Genomic DNA, 22,758 nt, shown 5'->3' on the forward strand with positions numbered 1-22,758 from the left:
GTTGGATGATGATGAAAATAATTTATACTTTTTTATTTGCACATTTTATTTATTGCTATAAAAGTATAGTCAATAATGTTTGACTTTCGAACAAAACTTTACCTTTACGTAAACTGATTAACAAGATTCTACCTTAATGAAGTTGACCTATTTTTATAAGAAGTGAGCAAAAATGTTTACAGTAGGAAAGGAGGTGTAATTATTTGTCAATAAAATGAGCCACTTTAATAAAAGCAGCTCATGGATGATATGTTTCAAAGTAAGTATGTCTGGTGCTACATACTTATATTTTCGACTTTAACAGGAAGATAAAGACGATGGCAGTTATAGAATCGTTTATTAAAAAGGGGCTGGATATTTTTTTAAAATATTATTAATTTCAATTAGTAACTGCTCAGGTAATTCAGTGCTAAATGCGGCTATATTGTCTTCTAACTGTTGCAAGGTTGTTGCACCGATAATAGTAGAAGTTACGCCTCTAATTTGATCACACCAAGCCAAGGCTAATTGTGCCGGAGTTATATCAAACTTATTCGCTAAATTAACATACGCTTGAGCAGCAGCATTGCTATTTTCTGTGTCTCTAAATAAGCCATTTCTTTGCATATAAGTCCATCTACTGCCCTCTGGACGAGCTCCATTTAGATATTTACCTGTTAATATCCCTGTCGCTAACGGCGACCAAGGTAAATAAGCAATATTTTCACGAACACAGCTTTCAATTAAATAAGGCCAGTCTTTTGTATGTAATAAGTTGAATTCATTTTGGATAGACACCATACGTGGGAGATCATATTTTTCACTTAAGCGTAAATATTGGTTTATTCCCCAAGGCGTATCGTCTGATAGACCGCAATACCGGATTTTTCCTGCTTTAACACTATCCGCTAACCCTTGTAATATATCTAACATTTTCTCGGTTTCTTCAGCAGTATCTTCTGCCAAGAAGCCATCACTATTTGGCCAATGTTTACCAAAATGTGGCGAAGTACGGTTAGGCCAATGTAATTGGTATAAATCAATATAATCGGTTTGTAAGCGCGCTAACGAAGTGTCGATCGCTTCAATAACGGTTTTACCTGAAATCTGGCTTCCTTCACGTATATATGAAAAGCCTGGCCCAGCTATTTTTGATGCAAGTACAATATCTTTACGTTTAGCTGGATTAGCTGCTAACCAGTTACCAATAATCGCTTCTGTTTTACCATAGGTTTGCTCTGATGGCGGCACTGCATACATTTCAGCGGTATCAATAAAGTTAACATTTTTCGCTAATGCATAGTCAATTTGAGCATTAGCATCTTGTTGATTATTTTGTACTCCCCAAGTCATACTACCTAAACACACTCGAGAAACATTTAAAGAACTACTGCCTAATGGAACATACTTCATAAAATTTTTATAACCTGATAATAAGTGTATATGAAGATTAACAAAAGAATTCAAAGTTGCACAGCCCCACAACCTTCAGCAATCTACTTCAGCAATCTACTTCAACAATCAACTTCGAGAATTTTTTAAAAAGAATTTTAACCACAAAATACCAACCACATGATTCTGGTTAATTAATACATTCGTTATGAGGTAAGTGTGTATTGATTAGGCCGTTAACAGTAAAAGGTTCTTTAACTGAGTTTTTATTAAATGTAACTTTAGTTCCATCGAGATAACTAAAATCTCCTGCTGCATTCAAATGCCATAAGTTATCATCAAGCTTTTCAAAACAAAAATCACCTGTATCGCCATGACTAATTAATATAGGTTTATTAATTCGTTTTGCTAGTTCTGTAAATGCTTTTCGGTACTGTATAAAAGCATCGCATTTTTTCAATGTAACGGTGTCGCACATACCACTTTCCAACACTTCCTTTTGATAAATATCAGCTTGAAAGCCTATGATTAAAGCATCATAATCTTCTGCTTTACTCTCAATGGTACTAAGCCAAGCAAAGTTGAACTCATCGCGTTTATCTGCCTTTTTTAATGCCAATGCTACATTTGACTTATCGATATGATTTCTGCCATTACTAGTGCCAACTATGTGTAGAGTACCTACAGCTAAGCGATCATTAATCCATAATTTATTTTCTATTTGTGCAGGCTGCGCCTTAATAGCGGTTAAATATTTATCTAATAATGGCGGTGTTTGATACATCAATGTAGTGATGAAATCTAACCGTTCTAACTCATTAAAGCTGTAAGTTAACGTATCACGGTCACAATCAGTCCATTCATTATCACCAGGGGTATAAATTATCTTCCCAGGATAAACTTGATTAATAATGGCCTTATGCTGTTTTAGCAGCTCATCAGTACACGACTCACCACCACTTTTCATATCACCCAGATGCATAACGACTGTTGGCTTAACGTTGTTAACTAGTTGGTATAAGACACCATCGGGCCCTTGCAGCATTGTTTTTTCTTTATCGCTATAGGGAGTATCAGCCAAGATAACAAGTGATTGTGCCCAAATCATGGAGCTTGTCATTACCAATGAAAGAAACACTAAATTAGAGATAAGCTTTCTGCGAAAAAAACAACTTAAAATCATAAGGAAACCTAATAAATTAAAATAATACAATATAAAAGGCTAGCGTAACTAAGTCAGTAGTATAATGCAGCTTTTATCTTAATAAACCTCTGACAGTTCACTCGTGCTATTTAGGTGATAATACCCAACAGATAGAGATTGGGCTTTTATTTTACTGTTGAATAAAATGTTTATAGACGTAAAATCAAAGTGTCTTCTCCTATAAACAGGTATTTACTAAATGAAAAAAATTGTTTTTATAAGTCGGTTAGACAATAAAGTCCAATTACAATGGTTATCATGTTTAAGACAGCAATTACCTGAGGAAACCATTCTACTGCCTGAACACGTGAGTGAAGATGAGTTTCAATATGTTGATATTGCCATTGTTGCAAATCCTGAACCAAGCGTTATTGCTAAGTTTCCAAATTTAGTTTGGATACAAAGTCTATGGGCTGGTGTAGAAAAATTAATAAGTGAAAAATCCCTTCAACACATTAAAATTGTAAGGTTAATTGATCCTGAATTGGCAAAAACCATGGCGGAAGCGGTTGTTGCCTGGACCTTATATTTACATAGAAACATGCCGGAATATGCTCTTCAGCAACGTAACAAACAATGGCAACAATTACCTTACATAGCAGCTAGAGATACACGTGTTGGTGTATTAGGAGCTGGTAATTTAGGGGGAACGTCTTTAAAAAGCCTACAACAATTACAATACCCAGTAAGTTGTTGGAGCCGAACACCAAAACAGCTTGAAGGAATAAAGAGTTATTCCGGTAATAGTGGTTTGCACTCTATTGTTAAAAATAGTGATATTTTGATCAGTTTATTACCACTTACCGCTGAAACACATCACTTACTAAACGCACCTTTATTAACGTTACTTCCTTGGGGAGCCAAAATAATAAACTTCTCTCGCGGTGCTATCATCGACACTAAGGCAATGCTTGAGTTATTAGAGAGTAGGCATATTTCACATGCCGTGCTTGATGTATTTGAACATGAGCCATTACCTGTCACAGATCCTATATGGAGCAATCCAAATATAACCGTGCTTCCGCATATTTCAGCGCCAACAGATATGAGTTCATCAATAAAAGTTGCAGCTGACAATATAAAGAATTATCGTGAATTTTTGATCATCCCTGAGACGGTCAATACTCAATTAGGCTATTAAGCGCTTAGCCTAACGTAATCAAGGTAAAGTAACGAATATATATTTAGCTTCAATATATTTAACCTGAATTTACTTAAGTTTAAGCTGAATATATACATATAACTAAGAAGTGAGTACACACAACAATAAAAATGAGACCTTAGCCTCATTTTTATAAATAATTTTAAGCTTGTTATTATGCTAAATTTTATTAAAAATCAGCACTTATTCTGGATTAACAACCACTGGAATTACCGTTAACAAGGCACGTTGGCCAATAGCAACATTCGCATTTGGAAAAATAATAGCTTCGCCCTGCTGCTTAGTTTTTATCGCTTTATCACCATCAGTGGCAATAACAGTACCAATGGGAAAATCGGTAAAATTCTCTACATCATCAGCAAAATGAAACTTAAAATCTTTATTTTTCCTATCAATAATTTGATCAATTTCAAAAAAACTAAAGTCGTCTTTATTATACTCAGGTAACGTTAACGACTTTTGTGAGATTAATGCCGATAAGCTCGTTTTTACCTTTGAGAATTTTGCCATATCATTTTCACCAAAAGGCATCACTTTACCTAATTCAACAGTAAAAGCATGTGCACCAAACTCATTTGATGAAAAATAACTAAATGTTGTCGTAGGTGAATTAGAAAACAAAATAGTGTTTATACCACAGGCAAACATAAACTGTAGCTGAGTTTTCACCCAAGGTTTATTATGCTGAAATGGATAAACTGCAAACTTGTCATTTTTAGAGCCACGTATTGCCGTATGTAAGTCATAATGAAAACGTTCAATTGCCTTACTACTAGGTAAGCTAGCTTGTTCTGAGCCGGCAATAAAAAAATCTCGAACCGTGTTTTCTAATAACAAGGCTCGATCACGTTCTTTGTTTATTAAACCTGCCCCCTGCCCTTGGTCAATAGAATGACCACCAGAAAAAAGACGATTCAAATTTTCTTCAACAAAGCGTTTACTAATATTAATAGACGGCGGATTACCAAAAATAAATAAGGTTCTATGTTCTACATGTAATTCACCTAAGATAACTTGCTTAATAAGTTCATTACAAATTTCAATTGGTGCGGTTTCATTACCGTGGACAGCACTTGATAAAACAATATCTTTGCTTGAACTATGACTTAAGGGTTCAAAAACAATAATACCTGTATCAAGTACTGAGACCTTTGTTTTCGCCGAGCTGTAACGACAAACAACCTCAAAATTAAACCTAGCCATTGAAAACTCATGACTACGCGTTAAATGTAAAAAGTCTCCATTTGCCAATAATTCTTTTTTTAACTTTTCTGCCGACAATTGTTTTTGTGGGTATGACATTGTTAACCTTTATATTTTTATACTGTTGAGCGTAACATTAAGTCTTATTTAATTTAAAGCCCTGCAGCTTGAAAAGCAGCACTAACAATATCTTGCGCTTCTTTAATAATCATGTGTAAATGTTGTTCATCAATAAAGCTTTCAGCATATATTTTGTATATTTCTTCGGTACCAGATGGGCGAGCAGCAAACCAGCCATTTTCAGTAACTACTTTAATACCACCAATAGCAGCATTATTGCCTGGTGCATGTGAAAGAATTTCAGTTATTTTTTCACCAGCCAAAACATCTGCCGTAATATCACTGCTTGATAATGCTGTAAGTACTTTTTTCTGTTCAAAAGTAGCGACCGCTTCAACTCGACCATAACAAGGCTCGCCTAATTCTTTTGCCAGTTCAAGATAATGCTGGTGAGGATCTTTACCTGTCACAGCTAAAATTTCTGCTGCTAGTAAAGCCATAATAAAACCGTCTTTATCAGTAGTCCATGTGCTGCCATCACGTGCTAGAAACGTTGCACCCGCACTTTCTTCTCCGCCAAAGGCGTAGCTTGAATCATGTAAACCATCAACAAACCACTTAAAACCAACAGGAACTTCAGATAAAGGACGCGCTATTTTTTTCGCAACGCGGTTAATTAATGAACTTGATACGAGGGTTTTACCAATTTTACAATCCGCTGACCAATTTCTATGAGTCATTAGATAATTAATGGCGACCGCTAAATAATGATTAGGGTTCATTAAACCACCGAACTTAGTAACAATGCCGTGTCGATCAAAATCAGGATCATTACCCACACTTATATCAAAATCATCTTTCATAGCAATTAAACCAGCCATTGCATAAGGCGATGAACAATCCATGCGAATTTTTCCATCTTTATCTAAAGGCATAAAAGCAAAACTGGCATCAACAACAGGGTTTACCACCTTAATATTTAAGCCATATTTTTTAGCAATAACTGGCCAATATGCGATACCTGAACCACCTAAAGGATCAACACCAATAGTTACACCAGCTTTTGCGATAGCCTCCATATCAATCACTTGATTTAGCTGACTAACATAATGCTCAATAAAATCTTGTTGAGAAAGCAATGGCGATTGTACCGCTTGAGCAAATGAAACTTGTTTTACGTCGACTAAACCCGCTTTAATTAACGCATTTGCTCTTTGCTCTATTTGTTTTGTAATTTCACCTTCTGCTGGGCCACCATGAGGTGGGTTATATTTAATACCCCCATCAGTAGGTGGATTATGTGAAGGCGTTATAATTAAACCGTCAGCTAAATCACTTTGGTTCTCAATCTTATTATGACTAATAATTAAACGTGAGATAACAGGTGTCGGTGTAAAACCAGCACCAGATAGTGAATCATTTTGAATAACAACATTAACGCCATTGGCAATAAGTACCGCGATTGTGCTAGCAAAAGCCGGCTCTGATAAAGCATGGGTGTCTTTACCTAAAAAAAGTGGCCCGGTAATTTTTTGTTCATGACGGTATTCAACCACTGCTTGACATATTGCAAGAATATGAGCTTCATTAAAGCTAACTTTAGCAGACGAACCTCTATGTCCTGAAGTACCAAAGCTTACTCGCTGAGCCGTAATAGCTACATCTGGCACTTGTAAAAAATAGTCGCTAACTAATTGACCAATATTAATTCTATCTTCAGGGCGAACTGGCTTACCTGCGTGTGGATGAACTGACATAGTATTCCTTTTGTTAATCGACTTATTATTTATGTTATTCGACGTATATTAATGTGAATATATTAGCGTTAAAGTAATTCTCTGATTTTTTCTACATCATCATCATTGTAACCAAGTGATGTTGCGGCTTTAGTTAACATCATTTTTTTACGCGTAGTATTTGAGTTAGTTAATACCCAAAATGGACTATCTGGTATTTGTTTTGGCTTAGTGCTACTACCACTAGCAGCTAATTCAGCTTCTGAATTAGCAAAATACAAACGATCACGACCACAGATTTCTGTCACAACTCTAAAACGGTTTGGATGAGCTCGATAAAGTGCAGCTAATATAAGTAAAAATCGCCCAACAGCACCGCGCTGCATAGCCAGTTCTTCTTTATTAATAAAATTAAAAACACTTTCTGAACTATTATCAAACGCTTCAATCTCACTCGATTCACTAGCATCTGCTTCAGTATTAGCAGAACTTTCTGATAAAGGCTCTTCTAAAACATCGCTGTCTACACTTTCTTCTGACAAAACTGCCTGTTGAGCTGTCTCATTAAGTTTAAGTAAACGACGCAAAATACTTGAAGCATTCTCACCAATAAACTGTGTATTGGCAACAATGTGAAGATATAAGTCATCGTCTATTTCAATATTTTTCATTTATCATTAACTTCTATAATTTTTTAATGGCTACAAGATTATACCAATTAAATTAATTAAGGGTACAGAATTCAACGAGAAAAAACTTACAACAATGAGATAATTACTCAACATAAAATAAAAAAAATTTAATATTTCATGATAAAATTATCATAAATGAAATGTTAATGGCGAAAAATAAAATGGCAGCAAAGAACTTGTCACAGTTAAACGATGATCAATTACACAATAAACAACTAAGTGAGCGACATCTACATTATCAGCAGCTTGGCCAAGGTGAACATGTTGTATTAATTCATGGTTTATTTGGCAGTTTAGAAAACTTAAACATGGTCGCTAAAGGGTTAAGTAAACACTATTGTGTTACCAGTATTGACGTTAGAAATCATGGTAATTCATTTCATCGCCAAGGAATGAATTACCATGAGCTTGCTCAAGATGTTATTAACCTATTAGATAGTTTAGCAATTGAGTCTTGTTGTATTTTAGGTCACTCAATGGGTGGAAAAATTGCAATGCAAATTGCACTATCCTTTCCTAAAAGAATAAAAAAACTAATCGTAGCGGATATTGCACCTATTAAATATCCAGCTCATCACCTAACGATTATTAAAGGTTTACAAGCGCTAGACTTAAGTAAAGTAAAAAAACGTAAAGATGCTGATGATCAATTAGCAATTTATGTAGACAATGTAGGCGTAAGACAATTTTTACTACGCAACCTATCTATCAATGAAGATGAGCAGTTTTCTTTTAGATGTAACCTAGCAAATATCGAACAAGGTTATCATCAAATAATGCAAGGAATTGAAATGAATAAAGGTCCTTTTACTGGCGATACTTTATTTATTAAAGGTGGGAATTCAGATTATATTTTACCTGAGCATCAAAGCGTTATAAGTACTCTGTTTCCTAACGCGAAAGCTAAAGTAATTCAAGGTGCAGGCCATTGGTTGCATGCTGAAAAAACAGTTGCCTTTAACAAGTTAACCTTAGACTTTTTAAGTTAGTTTTCTCTTGAACAATGATTTGGATCAATTAACACAATTTTTCTTACAAAAAAACTCAAAATTTAGCTCGAATATCAATGAAAATAAATGAGTTTATGCCAACACTGTGCTATAGTTCCGCCAATTTTTATGCTTACTATACTAACTGATTAAAATGCTAGCTGAACATTTCGAACTAATAGAAACTATCGGTCTTAATTTATTTTTTCTTTTCATTTTTGGCTTTATTGGTTTGTCCATCCATGATGTGATGAATAAAAATGACGTCCCAAAAGTCGGTCGACTGGTCGTTTATTTTGTATTATTTTTAGGCTGTGCTGGTTTCATTGCCAAGGGTATTATTCAATTCATCTGGGAAAGTCAGGGAGTTGGCTAGTGGCAAAAGAGTTAACAGATTTAACCACCATTGATTTATTTAATGATGAAAAGCGTCCTGGACGACCGAAAACTAGTCCACATCCACGTAATGTTCAAATTAGAATCAATAAACGAAATCAGGTTAAACGAGATAAAAGTAACGGTTTAAAAAGGGTTGAATTTAAAGTTCACCTTAGCTTATTTGAGCAACTAGAAGAATTAGCTAAAAGTAAAAATATTAATCGTAGTGAATTAATCGAAACACTGTTGATTAAGTCATTAGCAAAAGAAAGTAATTAAATTAATACTAAATTGAAGTTATAAGGTAAATTTCCATGGCAATCGTAGGTTTATTTTTTGGTAGTGATACTGGTAATACTGAAGCAATAAGTAAGATGATCCAGAAAAAACTAGGCAAAAAAATGATCGATGTTAAAGACATCGCTAAAAGTACAAAAGAAGAAATCGCTGAATTTGATTTAATTATTTTAGGCATTCCAACCTGGTATTATGGTGAAAACCAGTGTGATTGGGATGATTTTTTACCTGAGCTAGAAGAAATTGACTTTACTGACAAACTTGTTGCTATATTTGGTTTAGGCGATCAAGAAGACTATGCTGAATACTTTTGTGATGCAATGGAGCCACTACGTGATATTGTGGAAAGCAAAGGTGCTATTGTTGTGGGTAATTGGCCAACTGAAGGTTATGAATTTGAAGCTTCTAAAGCCTTAATTGATGAAAATACCTTTATCGGTTTATGTATTGACGAAGATAGACAGTCAGAGCTAACTGAAGAACGTGTTGATAAATGGGTAAATCAACTCAATGATGAAATGTGTTTATCTGAACTCTCTTAATTGTTAGCTTTTGCGCTCATAAAGCAGAAGAGTCATCTTTGATAAAATACAAAAAGCTCATTTATTGAGCTTTTTGTATTTTAAAACGAAAAAATATAACATTTAACCAAACTATCACTTTCACCAAGCTTGATAACAACCTATACTTTCACTTTTATCATTATACATAGAGAAATTAATTCCATGGCAGATCAAAATGAAGAACTAAAAAGAGCTGGACTAAAAATTACCCTGCCACGTATTAAAATTCTTACCATTCTACAAAACCCAAAAAATCAGCATATTAGTGCTGAAGATGTTTATAAACTATTACTTGAGCAACAAGAAGAGATTGGCTTAGCAACAGTATATCGCGTGCTTAACCAATTTGATGATGCAGGTATTGTTAGCCGCCATCATTTTGAAGGTGGTAAATCTGTTTTTGAATTATCGCATAAAAAACATCATGACCACTTAGTTTGTTTAAAGTGCGGTAAAGTTGTTGAATTTGAAGATGATGTAATAGAACAAAGACAAAAAGATATTGCTGAATCACATCAAATCACATTAACAAACCATAGTTTATATCTATACGGGGAATGTAAAGATCAAGATGCGTGTGAAGCCTATAGAAAAGCGAACCTTTAATAAATAAACCTTATTAAAACATAGATACTTATTTTTAGCGTATGGAATAATCTTCCACGAGAATAAAGTTTTATCGGCTACCATAAGTAATTAAGGAGCAAAAATACTTATTTTTGTTCCTTATTCATTGACTTATCAATTCTTAGTGTCACAACTATGTTGCTTCAAATTTTTAGTACTTAATTTTTAGTACTTTAGGTCGTATAAAAAAACTAATAATAGAGCCAAAAAGATCATCATATAATGATTCTATTTCCTCTTTACTAATACTGCCCTCACGTATCAACATCTCATACTTTTGATCAGGCTCTTTCACCATATACTCGGTAGAAATAAACCCGTTCTTTTCATAAAACGCTTTGCGCTTCACTCGCTGTTCATAGTTTTTAGCTTTTTTATCAAGTTCTTCGATATTTAATATTATTCTTTTCCCAATATATCTATCTTTTAATGATGCCATCACCTTACTTCCATACCCTTGAGAGCGTAATGATTCTGATATAGCCAAAAACTGTACAAAAACAATGTCCTTATACTCAGCAGAATAAATCAGCCCAATCCACACATCATTTTCATAGAGTACATTAAAACCTTCCTTACCATTTCTAAGTTTATAACGAAGTAAAAATGTTGGTATGCGCTTAGCACCAGGGAACGCCTCTTTATAAAGTTTTATAACCTCAGTGTAATTAGCATCATGCTTATTAAGTGCTTTAAAATTTATATTCATATGCCGTACTCATAATAATGCTGTAGAACTTATCTTTTAGGAAATTATACCTTAAGAACGAGTAGATAAAATCCTGAAAAATACGTTATGTGAAACCTGAATCAATCTCTTACGATAAGCTAACTTTTGCATGCTCTACTAATACAAATATCCTCAGTTATTCGTAATTGAGAGTCAATTAGACAATACTGATGCCTGCAAAGACACCAAGAATAACCAGTGAAAATATTATATAGAGTTAAAGTAATTTGAAATAAGTTACGTTGAGCAACTATAAAAAGGCATAGTCGCCCTTTTATAGTCAATACGAGAAGACTAACCAGTAAGGTTAACTTAAGCTTTCTTTAAATAGGCTGAAACAAGTACGATACGCGTACCATTAACTTTACCTTCAATATGTTCAGGGTTATCAGTTAACGTAATACCACGTACTAGAGTACCTTGTTTTGCCGTAAAGTTGGCACCTTTTACTTTTAAGTCTTTGATCAAAGTAACATCATCACCGTCATGTAACTCAGCACCATTACTATCACGTGTTGGGCCCTCACGTTGCTCAGCTGCAATACCTTGCTCTGCCCAAGTTTTTACGTCATCTTCCATATAAATCATGTCTAATGCGTCTTGTGCCCAACTTTCAGCTGATAACTTATGCAACATACGATAAGATATTACTTGTACAGCAGGCTCTTGGTTCCACATGCTGTCATTTAAACAGCGCCAGTGGTTCATATCTAATTCTGCTTCACCGTCAATTTGCTTTTGACAAGTATCACAAATATAAACACACTGTTGTGCACTTAAATCACTCGTTGGTGGTACAGGATATACTGAGAGGTTATTTGTTGCTGTGCAAAGTTCACAGCTATTATTACTACGTTGTTTTAATGCATTTTCGTTAGGCATAATGGTTCCTAATATTAACCTTGATGATATAAGATAAACTTAATTTTCAGTAACATAATTATACATTATTTTTTTATATCTTTTGTAAGAAAATCTATACTCACTTGGTAATTAAATATTGTTGCTAATGATAGACAAAGCTTAACTTCAATGATAAAAAGCTCGGCAATAAAAATATAATAAGGCGTCAGCATGACAATACATTCCAACACAGAAAAAAAATCACTACTAACTAAACTAAACGCATTCGGGTTAGTACCCCAAATCATCATTGCCATTATATTAGGGATAACACTTGCTGTACTAGCCCCAGAAGTCGCTATTTCATTTTCAATTCTTGGTAGTTTATTTGTTAATGCACTAAAAGCTGTAGCGCCAATTTTAGTATTAGTGTTAGTTGCCTCGAGTATCGCTAATCAAAAAATCAACAGTGATGCTAAATTAAAACCAATAGTTGGCTTATATTTACTTGGTACACTTTGTGCTGCTTTTGTCGCTGTAGTGCTTAGTTTTATATTCCCAACGACATTAACATTAGATATAGCTAGCGCGAGTGCTACTCCACCACAGGGCTTAAGTGAAGTATTATCAACCTTGGCTTTTAAAGTAGTCGAAAATCCAATTAGTGCCATCGTAAACGGAAATTTTATTGCCCTATTGGCTTGGGGGCTTGGCTTAGGCTTCTCACTTAAACATGCGAATGAACAAACAAAAATAATGGTACATGATTTCAGTGAAGCGATATCGAGCATTGTGCGCATTGTCATTCGCTTTGCCCCTATCGGTATTTTTGGTTTAGTTGCCAATACCATTGCGACTACCGGGTTTTCAGCATTAGCTGAATATAGCCATCTTGTTGTGATCCTACTTGCTGCAATGTTAATTATTGCATTAGCCGTTAATCCATTAATTGTATTTATTATTATGGGGAAAAATCCATATCCATTAATTTTTACGTGTCTTCGTGAGTCAGGTATCACCGCATTTTTTACTCGCAGCTCTGCTGCAAATATTCCAGTCAATATGGCGTTATGCAAAAAGTTAGATTTACATGAAGATACCTACTCTGTTTCAATTCCTTTAGGTGCAACTATAAATATGGCAGGTGCGGCAATAACAATTACCGTGTTAACCCTAGCGACAGCTAACAGCTTAAATATCGATGTAGATTTTGGCACAGCTATCTTATTATCAATCGTGGCGTCTATTTCAGCCTGTGGTGCATCAGGTGTCGCAGGTGGTTCACTATTACTAATACCTTTAGCTTGTAATTTATTTGGTATCAATAATGACATCGCAATGCAAGTGGTTGCTATTGGTTTTATTATTGGTGTTATTCAAGATTCAGCTGAAACAGCACTTAACAGCTCTACTGATGTTGTTTTTTCTGCTGCAGCTTCGCACAACATCACAAAATAGAGTTTAAGTAATACTAGAAGATATTATCTCGATTGGCTATTCTATAATATGTGTATTTTATAGTTCAGTTGTTAAACCTTATGCAGTGAAAGCACTTTAATAAACTGGCTATTACCGCATTAGTACAAGTATAGAAACACCATTACAGAGTAAAATGAATGCCAATAAAAAACGCCTCACAAAATGTGCGGCGTTTTTTATTAATCAAACTTAATCATTCTTTATTAGTGAATTTTTATAAACTAATAGAATAATTAAATTAAAGTGATTTTTTCTTACGACGTAAAGCTATACCAGCTAAACCAAGACCTAAAATAGCTAAAGAAGTAGGCTCAGATACTGGTGTAGGATTAGTAGTTTCAGTATAGTTATAATCAATATTTAAAGAAGCTTTAGCTAATGTATTAACATTAACATCTACGTTACCGCCACCACCTGAAACTGCGTAACCGCCAAGAGTACCAAGACCTACAGTAGAGATAGTGCCAGTACCAATAAAGCTTAAGAAATCAGCATGTGAAGAGTCAATAGTAATAGTCATACTATCAGTACCACTTAAATCTAAGCCAGCATACTCATCAAGACCACCAGTACCATCAAGTGTAGGAGCATCTGTATCACCAGAATCATCTGCTGCAAGGTTCTGAAAACCAGTAGTTGCAGATAAAGACAACTCAAGTGCGCCTAAGCCTAAAAATGATCCTAAAGTCTCAACATTTACAGTACCTCTTGCTGTCGTAGCTGTTGTATTATCATTATCTAGGATAAGATCTGAGAACATTTCAGCAGAAAAAGTAATGTTAATTGAATCAAGGTTACCTAAGTTAGCATCAAATTGTGCAACGGTAAGTGTATCATACCAATCTGTAATAGCTGGGCCTTGAAAGTCCGAATAAGAAATCACACCGGCTTGAGCTAGTGGAGATAATGCCATAACAGTAACAGCAGCTAATAATTTTTTCTTGAAAGTTTTCATTGTCATCCTTTATTTATCGATAAATTCATTCTGTTATCCTATGAATGATATGCAAATGTTTTACTATACCTTTCATATACTCTAGAAACAGTTTAAAAAAAGTACTGTTTTACAACAGCCTACCAAAATAAAGCACATACCATGCCAACAAAAATAATACCAATAAGATGTTGATATATAAGGATATTTGATGGCTTGTTATTTTCCACTTATTTTAAAAGCTACTAGTGTAAAAAAACTCGACACAAAAATAATGATTTAATTTAATTAAAACAATTGCATAGGTTATTTTTTGTACGGTTTGTTTGTAGCGTGTGACTAAGAAAGGGACAGCTAGTTACCTGGTGATTATGACCAGTTTAAAAGAATACTATCATCATTATTTTTAGGAATATAACTTTGACAAACAAAGTGCCCTATCGCAGCGACTAATACATCATCATAATATAAAAAAGGGATCCTTTTCCGTTGCCAAACTGGAATATTTAACTCTTGAAGTATCTTTTTTAGACTACGAGAATGATTTCTATAATCAGGTAAACAAATAGGATTGCTATGATTAAAACGTATTGTCACTTTTTGTCCTGCATTCGGCATTATAATTCGTTGAGATGCTACGGTAATGTCTTGGCTAGTTTTCTTTAAAAAATATAATTTCCCCAAATTATCGGGTAGCTCAATTTCTGTTTTCGGCTCATTGAACACGATATCAGTATGCCAATTGCTAATATCTATAAAGTCAGCGGTTAAATATAAAGTCCCCTTATGACGACGAATCACATTATCACCAACTTTCACTACAGGGTTTTTATCACTATCCGCATTCAATTGTAGGTACAGTTGAGCTAGCTGTTCAGTACTTGGCATTAAACAATTATTTTTAGTTAAAAAATAACGAATTACATTATTAAACCGTTGTTGAGATAACTGAGTTAACGATCTCACTGTTAAGCTATTCACGCCACTAATACAAAGGTTAAGGTCTTCTTCAGCCAACTCATCAAGTAATAACTGCCCTTCTCTGCAATGTTCACTACTGCGATTAATGGTACTAGTAATGCTAGGCCAGCGCTTCATTAATAGTGGCATAATATTATTGCGAATAAAATTACGATCAAACCGAGTATCTGTATTTGACTCATCTTCGACCCAGGTTAAAGCATTAATTTTGGCATAATCAATAATGTCAGCTCGAGATACTGATAATAATGGTCGCAGTAATAAATCTTTCTCTTGTCTAGTTTCATTACCCATAGCTGATAGACCTTTTAAACCTGATCCTCGCTTAAGGGCAAGTAAGAAAGTTTCTGCTTGGTCGTCACTATGGTGCCCAGTAATGATCAATGAAGGTGTTTGATAAATCGAATGTAAAGCTTGATACCTTGCATCACGCGCTAAAGACTCTAATGACTTCTGTGCTTGTGCTTGGACATTAACCCGACATATTTTTAACGGTAAATTAAGCGCTAAGCAGGCTTGTTCAGCAAAAACTTGCCAAGAAATAGCATTGTCACTTAAACCATGATTAACATGACATACAGTTACAAGGTTAGTAATAGGTTGCGTTAAAGGAGATGCTTTCTTTAACGATGCTATGGCATGTAATAAGACTTGCGAATCGACACCACCACTATAAGCAACAACCACAGGCATGTTCGGATGTTTACTGATGGCGTTTAGCAGTGCTAATTCTATGGGATGCATAAATAGCCTAAACTTGTTTTAATCAATTTTTTTAACTGGTTAAACATTATAAAACCAAATTGATACTTGTGTGGATTGAAAATTAATAGAGGGGAGATAGTCATGAAAGACTGGTTGTAGATAAAGTCTTTAAGGGTATAAACACTTTATCTACAACCTATATTAATAATAAGTATTAATATAGGTTGGCAATATAATATATTAGCAATAGCCAAATGACATTAACTTATCATATCGACTTTCAATCAACTGTTCTTTATCTAACAGATCAAGTTCTGCTAAGTTACTTTTTAAAGATTCTTTTAACATTGCTGCCATATGATCCATATCGCGATGTGCACCACCTAATGGCTCTTCCACAATATTATCAATTAACTCTAATTCTTTAATACGCTGTGCAGTTATACCCATAGCTTCTGCTGCTGTTGATGCTTTAGCAGCGGTTTTCCACAAAATAGATGCACAACCTTCAGGTGAGATTACAGCATAAGTAGAATATTGTAGCATATTAACTCTATCACCAACCCCAATTGCTAACGCACCACCAGAGCCACCTTCACCAATAACGGTACAAATAATAGGAACTGACAAACGTGCCATTACTTTTAAGTTCGTTGCTATAGCTTCACTTTGACCACGCTCTTCTGCACCAATGCCAGGATAAGCACCAGGAGTGTCAATAAAAGTAATAATTGGCATATTAAAACGCTCTGCCATCTTCATTAGACGTAATGCTTTTCGATATCCTTCAGGACGAGGCATACCAAAATTACGTTTAACTTTTTCAGTGGTCGAACGACCTTTTTGATGACCAATAATCATCACAGGTCGACCATCTAAACGTGCAGTACCACCAACAATAGCGCTATCATCAGCATACGCTCTATCACCAGCTAATTCATCAAATTCAGTAAATATACGAGATAAGTAATCTAACGTATATGGACGTTGTGGATGACGGGCTACTCGTGCTGTTTGCCAAGGATCTAAATTGGCAAAAATCTTTTTGGTTTGTTCTTTATTTTTTTCACGTAACTGAGAAATTTGATCTTCTAAATCAAGATCTAGCTCCTGACCTGCATTAACAAGCTGAAGCTCTTCTATTTTTGCATCAAGTTCGGCAATAGGTTGTTCGAAATCTAAAAAATTTAATGACATATGCTATTTTGCACCTAAAAAATGGTCTTAATTTTCTTTCATTACCGATTTTATCATCGATAACACTTAATTATTAATTTTAACGGATAGCGTTAAAAGCTAGCTCTGAAATATATATTATAAAAACTATTCAGCTACTTAAACTGTAAGGTGACATTTTCTTCACCTAATAGTTCTTTTAAATCATATAATAACATATCTGCTGGCGATACTCGCCATTGTACTCCAAGTTCTAACATGCCGCGAGCTTCTTCTCTTTGATAATAAACCCTCACAGGGCAAGTACCTTCTTTATGTGGCGTTAAAACTTGTGTAAATTGCTCAATAAAACTGTCGCCTAGTTTTTCTTTATGCACTCTAACATCTAAAGAAGTAACATAGTTTTCTCTAGCATCAGCTACCGTCATAATATCTCTGGCGGTCATTGTATTACCTCCAGAGTAATCATCAAAGCTGACCTGTCCACTACACACTAAAATTGCATCAATTTCGAGCAATTCAGAAAATCTATCATAGTCATCTGGAAATAATCGTATATCCATACGCGCACTTTTATCATCCAACGTTACTAATGCCCAGCGACGACCACGTTTATTAACCATAACGCGCACACCAATAACTAAACCGACAGCAACCGCTTGCTTATCACGACCGGTTGGCTGCATGCCCACTAAACGACTAGTAGAATATTTTTTAATTTCAGCTAAATAACGATTAATAGGGTGACCTGTTAAATATAAACCTAAGGTCTCTTTTTCACCATTAAGCCAAACTTCTTCCGGCCACTTTTTTACTTCTTTAAATGACTGCCTAGAATCGGTTTGTTCATCATTAATTAAACCAAATAAATCATTTTGTCCTAACGACTCAGCTTTTGCATGCTGCTCAGCTGCTTTTATTGCTTCTGGCAATGTTTCAAATAAAGCTGCTCGATGTGGTAAGTCTTTACCGTCACTTGTTAATTTATAGGTCGGTCCAAGTGCATCCATAGCACCTGATTTTATTAACTTCTCTAAAACACGTTTATTTGTTTTCTTTAAATCTAAACGCGCACAAAAATCAAAAAGATCAATAAAAGGACCGCCTGATTGACGTGCGGCAATAATCGCTTCAATAGGACCTTCTCCTACACCTTTTACCGCGCCAATACCATAAACAATTTGATTATTATCATTAACAGTAAATTTATACTGACCAGCATTAACATCTGGCGGTAATAAATCAATATTCATATTGCTACATTCATCGACTAATGTAACAATTTTTTCAGTGTTATCCATATCCGCAGACATAACGGCTGCCATGAACGGTGCCGGAAAGTGGGTTTTCATCCATAACGTTTGATAGGAGACCAACGCATAGGCTGCTGAATGAGACTTGTTAAAGCCATAACCCGCAAATTTTTCTACTAAATCGAATATTTTAATAGCTAACTCGCCATCAACACCGCGATCTATTGCACCTTTTTCAAAGCCAGCACGCTGCTTTGCCATTTCTTCAGGCTTTTTCTTACCCATAGCACGACGCAGCATATCTGCACCACCTAATGAGTACCCAGCCAAGACTTGTGCAATTTGCATAACTTGTTCTTGATACAAGATAATACCGTAGGTTGGCTCTAAAACAGGCTTTAAATCTTCATGTTGCCATGTCGCATCTGGGTAACTGATTTCTTCGCGGCCATGTTTACGTTCAATAAAGTTATCAACCATGCCAGACTGCAGTGGTCCAGGGCGGAATAGTGCTACTAAAGCGATGATATCTTCAAAACAATCGGGCTTTAATTTATCAATTAACGACTTCATGCCGCTAGATTCTAATTGAAATACTGCCGTTGTTTTAGATTGTAGTAGTAGATTAAAACTCGCTTTATCTTCAAGGTCGATAGTTGTTATATCAATAGGCTCTTTACCTGCTTTTAACAGCTGCGCATCAGCCATTTCAATAGCCCACTGTAAAATAGTTAAGGTTCTTAATCCTAAGAAATCAAATTTAACTAAACCCGCGTCTTCTACATCGTTTTTATCAAATTGTGTAACTGGATTCTTACCTTCATCATCACAATATAAAGGTGCAAAATCAGTAATAGTGGTAGGCGAAATAACAACACCACCAGCATGTTTACCCGCATTACGTGTGGTGCCTTCAAGGATCCGACACATATCAATCAGATCTTTGACTTCCGAGTCTTGTGCATAAATTTCAGGTAGCTTCGGCTCTTCTTCAAATGCTTTTGCTAAAGTCATGCCCGGTGTTGGCGGAATAAGCTTAGAAATTCTATCAACAAAACCATAAGGATGCCCAAGTACACGACCCACATCACGAATTACCGCTTTCGCCGCCATAGTACCAAAAGTAATAATTTGAGAAACCGCATCACGACCATAAAGTTCCGCAACATGATCAATAACCTCATCACGTCGATCCATGCAAAAGTCAATATCAAAATCTGGCATGGAGACACGTTCAGGATTTAAAAAACGTTCAAAAAGTAAATCGTATTCAAGTGGATCAAGATCAGTAATATCAAGCGCATAAGCGATAAGTGAACCAGCCCCTGAACCACGACCCGGGCCAACAGGAATATTGTTATCCTTACTCCATTGAATAAATTCCATTACAATAAGGAAATAGCCAGGAAATCCCATATTATTTACAACTTCGAGCTCTATTGCTAAACGTTCGTCGTAAGGTTTTCTGATTTCACTAAAGTTATCAGCACTGGTATCAAATAATTTATTAAGGCGCTTTTCTAACCCTTCTTTAGATACCTTGATAAAATAATCATTAATTTCTAGACCATCTGTAGGAAAGTCAGGTAATACATATTCACCTAATGTCACTGTTACATTACAACGTTTAGCAATTTCTACAGAATTAGCTAGCGCTTCAGGAATATCACTAAACAACTCACACATTTCTGCTTCAGAGCGTAAGTATTGTTGTTCGCTATAACGTTTAGGGCGTCTTTTATCATCTAATGTATAACCATCATGAATAGCAACACGGATTTCATGTGCATCAAAATCCTCAGGCGAGAGAAACATCACTTCATTTGTGGCAACAACAGGCAGTTCGAAGTGTGTAGCTAAATCAACAACAAGATGTAGGTAATTTTCTTCATCAACTCTGCCAGTTCTTATTAATTCAAGATAAAAGCAATCATGAAAGTGTTGCTGATAAAAGCTAACCATTTGCTCAATAAGTTCATTATTACCTTTTAATAATGCTTTACCTATATCGCCTTCTCTACCTCCAGATAACAGTATTAAGCCTTGTTTATATTCAGCTAACCATGCTTTATCAATGACAGCTTTATCTTGAATATGTCCCCGCATATAGGCTTTGGAAATTAATTCAGTCAGGTTTTTATAGCCTACATTATCTGTAGCAAGAACTACGATACGAAAAAGCTCATTGCCTAATTCTTCACTTTTCACCCAAAAATCACAACCGATTATAGGCTTTAGACCTGCACCGTGAGCTGCGTGATAATACTTTACCAAGCCACAAAGGTTTGTTTGGTCCGTTAAAGCTATTGCAGGCATATTTAATTCAGCCGCTTTAGCAACAATAGGCTTAACCTTTTTCAAGCCATCACACATGGAATAATCACTATGAACGCGCAAATGAATAAATTTAGGATCTGTAATCAATTCCTGGTTAGGATCCATCTGTGCTATTTCATTATTCACTGTATCACTCATTTATAAGGCCCAATACTCTAGCAACAGGTTTAAAACTTTGTCGATAACAATCGAGCACTCCAAGCTCAGTGATTTTTTCTAAATGCGCTTTCGTAGGATACCCTTTATGTTTAGCAAAACCATATTCAGGGTATAATTTATCAAGAGCAATCATTTCATTATCACGAGCAACCTTGGCAAGTATTGATGCCGCGCTTATTTCAATAACACGTGCATCTCCTTTCACTACCGCTAAACTAGCAATAGGGCCTTGCTCACTATTAAAGGTTGGTGTACGATTCCCATCAACTAACACATAGTCAGGAGTAACAGATAAACCTTGAACAGCTCGCTGCATAGCAAGCATAGTGGCATGTAAAATATTTAAGGTGTCAATTTCTTCCGGACTAGCTCGTCCGATAGACCATGCAACTGCTTTTTCTTTAATTTCTTCACTTAACAAGGCACGTTTTTTTTCAGTAAGTTTTTTCGAGTCCTTAAGTCCTTCAATAGAATTATCAGGATCTAAAATTACGGCAGCAGTGACCACATCGCCAACTAACGGGCCTCGCCCCACTTCATCGACCCCAGCAATACAATAAGCAACAGGGTATTCAAAATCAGGTAAAATTATTTTTGGAGCCATGGGAATTATTACTTATTTAAAAGAGGTGTATTTGAAGTATTAAGCAAATCAATCACTGCATTTGCTGCTTGCTTACTTGCATCACATTTTAACTGTTGATGAATAAGTGTAAACGTATCGTTTAATTGAGATTGATCTTGATACAAGCGTTCTTTTACCAAAGGAATAATCTTTTCTGGACACACTTCCTCTTGCAATAACTCAGGTACCAATGTTTTGTTTGCTAATAAATTAGGTAGAGAAAACCATTGGAGTTTTACTAACCATTTGGCTAGCAAGTGCGTAATCATATTAAACTTATAGCAAATTACCATAGGTCTTTTAATTAAAGCTGCTTCTAAAGTTACCGTTCCTGAAGCAGTCAATAAGCAATCACTAGCCGCCATAACCGTTTGAGTTTTATCAATAACAAGTTGTACCTTTAAATTAGGTGCTAATTGCGCTTTCAACGTATTGAACTGTTGTGCTCTTTTTTCGCTAACCATTGGCGCAATAAAGAGTAAGTTTTCATCCTCTTGCTGTAATTGCATCGCACTTTGAAAAAAAGGTGCTAATAAACGAGATAACTCACCACCTCTACTGCCAGGCATTAACGCAAGGATTTTATTTTCAAGAGGAAGATTAAGTATAGCTCTTGCTTGTTTTTTATCACTTTCCATTGGAATATCATCAGCTAAAGGATGACCCACAAAAGTACAAGGGACTTGATGTTTATCGTAAAAAGCTTTTTCAAAAGGTAATAAAGAAAGCACCATATCGGTTGCTTTCGCTATTTTAACAATTCTTTTTTCACGCCAGGCCCAAACAGAAGGGCTAACATAATGAACAGTTTTTATTGCTTGTTGTTTTAAACGAAGCTCTAAGCCAATATTAAAATCTGGGGCATCAATACCAATAAACACATCAGGTTTATTGGCAGTAAAATAGTCAACTAATGATTTTCTCACCGCAAATAATCGTCGAATGCGGCCCAGTACTTCAACAATCCCCATAACCGCTAATTCTTCCATAGAAAATAAACTTTCAAAGCCAAGTTTATCCATTTTAGCGCCGCCAATACCAATAAATTTAGCATCAGGATATTGAGATTTTAATGCAGTAATTAAGCCAGCTCCTAATGTGTCACCGGAGTGCTCACCAACAACAATGGCAAAAATGGGGGAAGAAGTATGAGTGGTTAAAATTGATGACACTAGTTAGCTCCTAGGTTTATTTTTCTAAGTAACCTGAACTTGGTTTATAATATTTAGACTCTAGCTCAGTGGTTTGCTACTT

At 35.3% G+C, this 22,758-nt stretch carries 20 protein-coding genes; 7 read left to right on the forward strand and 13 right to left on the reverse strand.

The annotated features are described in order from the left end of the window. Positions 1-339: 339 nt before the first annotated feature. Both Q4496_RS01460 and Q4496_RS01465 read right to left on the reverse strand, forming a co-directional pair. On the reverse strand, positions 340-1,392 hold the full coding sequence (locus Q4496_RS01460) for an aldo/keto reductase (protein ID WP_303602036.1): 1,053 nt from the start codon (positions 1,390-1,392) through the stop codon (positions 340-342). 169 nt (positions 1,393-1,561) lie between these two features. Next, positions 1,562-2,554 carry a hypothetical protein gene (locus Q4496_RS01465; RefSeq protein ID WP_252727566.1) on the reverse strand — a complete coding sequence of 331 codons (993 nt, stop codon included), beginning with the start codon at positions 2,552-2,554 and terminating at the stop codon, positions 1,562-1,564. A gap of 220 nt (positions 2,555-2,774) precedes the next feature. Here Q4496_RS01465 and Q4496_RS01470 point away from each other — a divergent pair, with 220 nt between their 5' ends. Next, positions 2,775-3,716: a glyoxylate/hydroxypyruvate reductase A gene (locus Q4496_RS01470; protein ID WP_303602037.1), complete on the forward strand. Its 942-nt coding sequence runs from the start codon at positions 2,775-2,777 to the stop codon at positions 3,714-3,716. 204 nt (positions 3,717-3,920) lie between these two features. Here Q4496_RS01470 and astE read toward each other — a convergent pair whose 3' ends face one another. The 3 genes from astE to seqA form a co-directional block, all read right to left on the reverse strand. Next, positions 3,921-5,039 (reverse strand): succinylglutamate desuccinylase, encoded by a 1,119-nt coding sequence (astE, locus tag Q4496_RS01475; protein WP_215973752.1) that lies wholly within the window; start codon positions 5,037-5,039, stop codon positions 3,921-3,923. 53 nt (positions 5,040-5,092) lie between these two features. Further along, positions 5,093-6,757, reverse strand: coding sequence for a phosphoglucomutase (alpha-D-glucose-1,6-bisphosphate-dependent) (pgm, locus tag Q4496_RS01480; protein WP_303609815.1), 1,665 nt, complete (start codon positions 6,755-6,757; stop codon positions 5,093-5,095). 68 nt (positions 6,758-6,825) lie between these two features. Beyond that, positions 6,826-7,407 (reverse strand): replication initiation negative regulator SeqA, encoded by a 582-nt coding sequence (seqA, locus tag Q4496_RS01485; RefSeq protein WP_303609816.1) that lies wholly within the window; start codon positions 7,405-7,407, stop codon positions 6,826-6,828. Between the two features lie 167 nt (positions 7,408-7,574). Between seqA and Q4496_RS01490 the strand changes: the two genes are divergently transcribed. The 5 genes from Q4496_RS01490 (at position 7,575) to fur (ending at position 10,261) form a co-directional block, all read left to right on the forward strand. Continuing rightward, complete coding sequence (locus Q4496_RS01490) at positions 7,575-8,417, forward strand: alpha/beta fold hydrolase (RefSeq protein ID WP_303609817.1); 843 nt, start codon at positions 7,575-7,577, stop codon at positions 8,415-8,417. A 154-nt stretch (positions 8,418-8,571) separates the two neighbouring features. Continuing rightward, positions 8,572-8,793 (forward strand): DUF2788 domain-containing protein, encoded by a 222-nt coding sequence (locus Q4496_RS01495; protein ID WP_215973749.1) that lies wholly within the window; start codon positions 8,572-8,574, stop codon positions 8,791-8,793. Further along, the gene (ybfE, locus tag Q4496_RS01500; RefSeq protein WP_215973748.1) at positions 8,793-9,074 is read left to right on the forward strand and encodes a LexA regulated protein; all 282 of its coding nucleotides are present in this window, start codon (positions 8,793-8,795) and stop codon (positions 9,072-9,074) included. Before Q4496_RS01495 ends, ybfE begins: the two co-directional genes overlap by 1 nt. Before the next feature lie 35 nt (positions 9,075-9,109). Next, positions 9,110-9,634: a flavodoxin FldA gene (gene fldA, locus Q4496_RS01505; protein ID WP_215973747.1), complete on the forward strand. Its 525-nt coding sequence runs from the start codon at positions 9,110-9,112 to the stop codon at positions 9,632-9,634. 183 nt (positions 9,635-9,817) lie between these two features. Then, positions 9,818-10,261 (forward strand): ferric iron uptake transcriptional regulator, encoded by a 444-nt coding sequence (gene fur / locus Q4496_RS01510; protein ID WP_215973746.1) that lies wholly within the window; start codon positions 9,818-9,820, stop codon positions 10,259-10,261. A gap of 172 nt (positions 10,262-10,433) precedes the next feature. Here the strand turns inward: fur and Q4496_RS01515 are convergent, their stop codons facing one another. Together Q4496_RS01515 and Q4496_RS01520 are read right to left on the reverse strand one after the other, a co-directional pair. Further along, positions 10,434-10,991: a GNAT family N-acetyltransferase gene (locus Q4496_RS01515; RefSeq protein ID WP_215973745.1), complete on the reverse strand. Its 558-nt coding sequence runs from the start codon at positions 10,989-10,991 to the stop codon at positions 10,434-10,436. A gap of 333 nt (positions 10,992-11,324) precedes the next feature. Further along, entirely contained in the window at positions 11,325-11,894 is a 570-nt protein-coding gene (locus Q4496_RS01520; RefSeq protein WP_215973744.1) for a PhnA domain-containing protein, read from the reverse strand. A gap of 192 nt (positions 11,895-12,086) precedes the next feature. Here Q4496_RS01520 and sstT point away from each other — a divergent pair, with 192 nt between their 5' ends. Continuing rightward, the gene (gene sstT / locus Q4496_RS01525; protein WP_303609818.1) at positions 12,087-13,313 is read left to right on the forward strand and encodes a serine/threonine transporter SstT; all 1,227 of its coding nucleotides are present in this window, start codon (positions 12,087-12,089) and stop codon (positions 13,311-13,313) included. A 259-nt stretch (positions 13,314-13,572) separates the two neighbouring features. Here sstT and Q4496_RS01530 read toward each other — a convergent pair whose 3' ends face one another. From Q4496_RS01530 to lpxB, 6 genes are all read right to left on the reverse strand, one after another. Further along, positions 13,573-14,289: a PEP-CTERM sorting domain-containing protein gene (locus tag Q4496_RS01530; RefSeq protein WP_303609819.1), complete on the reverse strand. Its 717-nt coding sequence runs from the start codon at positions 14,287-14,289 to the stop codon at positions 13,573-13,575. A 348-nt stretch (positions 14,290-14,637) separates the two neighbouring features. Continuing rightward, a complete protein-coding gene (gene tilS / locus Q4496_RS01535; protein ID WP_303609820.1) occupies positions 14,638-15,993 on the reverse strand; it encodes a tRNA lysidine(34) synthetase TilS in 1,356 nt (451 codons plus the stop codon). Positions 15,994-16,194: 201 nt separating this feature from the next. Beyond that, positions 16,195-17,151 carry an acetyl-CoA carboxylase carboxyl transferase subunit alpha gene (accA, locus tag Q4496_RS01540; RefSeq protein ID WP_215973740.1) on the reverse strand — a complete coding sequence of 319 codons (957 nt, stop codon included), beginning with the start codon at positions 17,149-17,151 and terminating at the stop codon, positions 16,195-16,197. 134 nt (positions 17,152-17,285) lie between these two features. Continuing rightward, positions 17,286-20,804 carry a DNA polymerase III subunit alpha gene (gene dnaE / locus Q4496_RS01545; RefSeq protein ID WP_303609822.1) on the reverse strand — a complete coding sequence of 1,173 codons (3,519 nt, stop codon included), beginning with the start codon at positions 20,802-20,804 and terminating at the stop codon, positions 17,286-17,288. Positions 20,805-20,850: 46 nt separating this feature from the next. After that, complete coding sequence (gene rnhB / locus Q4496_RS01550; RefSeq protein ID WP_215973739.1) at positions 20,851-21,483, reverse strand: ribonuclease HII; 633 nt, start codon at positions 21,481-21,483, stop codon at positions 20,851-20,853. 8 nt (positions 21,484-21,491) lie between these two features. Further along, positions 21,492-22,676, reverse strand: coding sequence for a lipid-A-disaccharide synthase (gene lpxB / locus Q4496_RS01555; RefSeq protein WP_303495249.1), 1,185 nt, complete (start codon positions 22,674-22,676; stop codon positions 21,492-21,494). Positions 22,677-22,758: the final 82 nt, after the last annotated feature.

This window comes from Colwellia sp. 5_MG-2023 (assembly GCF_030547795.1).
Lineage (GTDB): Bacteria > Pseudomonadota > Gammaproteobacteria > Enterobacterales > Alteromonadaceae > Colwellia.

Excerpts from the sequence above, each read along its gene's own strand:
- Q4496_RS01460 (WP_303602036.1), bottom strand. The coding sequence starts at position 1,392 with ATGAAGTATGTTCCATTAGGCAGTAGTTCTTTAAATGTTTCTCGAGTG.
- Q4496_RS01465 (WP_252727566.1), bottom strand. The coding sequence starts at position 2,554 with ATGATTTTAAGTTGTTTTTTTCGCAGAAAGCTTATCTCTAATTTAGTG.
- Q4496_RS01470 (WP_303602037.1), top strand. The coding sequence starts at position 2,775 with ATGAAAAAAATTGTTTTTATAAGTCGGTTAGACAATAAAGTCCAATTA.
- astE (WP_215973752.1), bottom strand. The coding sequence starts at position 5,039 with ATGTCATACCCACAAAAACAATTGTCGGCAGAAAAGTTAAAAAAAGAA.
- pgm (WP_303609815.1), bottom strand. The coding sequence starts at position 6,757 with ATGTCAGTTCATCCACACGCAGGTAAGCCAGTTCGCCCTGAAGATAGA.
- seqA (WP_303609816.1), bottom strand. The coding sequence starts at position 7,407 with ATGAAAAATATTGAAATAGACGATGACTTATATCTTCACATTGTTGCC.
- Q4496_RS01490 (WP_303609817.1), top strand. The coding sequence starts at position 7,575 with ATGGCGAAAAATAAAATGGCAGCAAAGAACTTGTCACAGTTAAACGAT.
- Q4496_RS01495 (WP_215973749.1), top strand. The coding sequence starts at position 8,572 with ATGCTAGCTGAACATTTCGAACTAATAGAAACTATCGGTCTTAATTTA.
- fldA (WP_215973747.1), top strand. The coding sequence starts at position 9,110 with ATGGCAATCGTAGGTTTATTTTTTGGTAGTGATACTGGTAATACTGAA.
- fur (WP_215973746.1), top strand. The coding sequence starts at position 9,818 with ATGGCAGATCAAAATGAAGAACTAAAAAGAGCTGGACTAAAAATTACC.
- Q4496_RS01515 (WP_215973745.1), bottom strand. The coding sequence starts at position 10,991 with ATGAATATAAATTTTAAAGCACTTAATAAGCATGATGCTAATTACACT.
- Q4496_RS01520 (WP_215973744.1), bottom strand. The coding sequence starts at position 11,894 with ATGCCTAACGAAAATGCATTAAAACAACGTAGTAATAATAGCTGTGAA.
- sstT (WP_303609818.1), top strand. The coding sequence starts at position 12,087 with ATGACAATACATTCCAACACAGAAAAAAAATCACTACTAACTAAACTA.
- Q4496_RS01530 (WP_303609819.1), bottom strand. The coding sequence starts at position 14,289 with ATGAAAACTTTCAAGAAAAAATTATTAGCTGCTGTTACTGTTATGGCA.
- tilS (WP_303609820.1), bottom strand. The coding sequence starts at position 15,993 with ATGCATCCCATAGAATTAGCACTGCTAAACGCCATCAGTAAACATCCG.
- accA (WP_215973740.1), bottom strand. The coding sequence starts at position 17,151 with ATGTCATTAAATTTTTTAGATTTCGAACAACCTATTGCCGAACTTGAT.
- rnhB (WP_215973739.1), bottom strand. The coding sequence starts at position 21,483 with ATGGCTCCAAAAATAATTTTACCTGATTTTGAATACCCTGTTGCTTAT.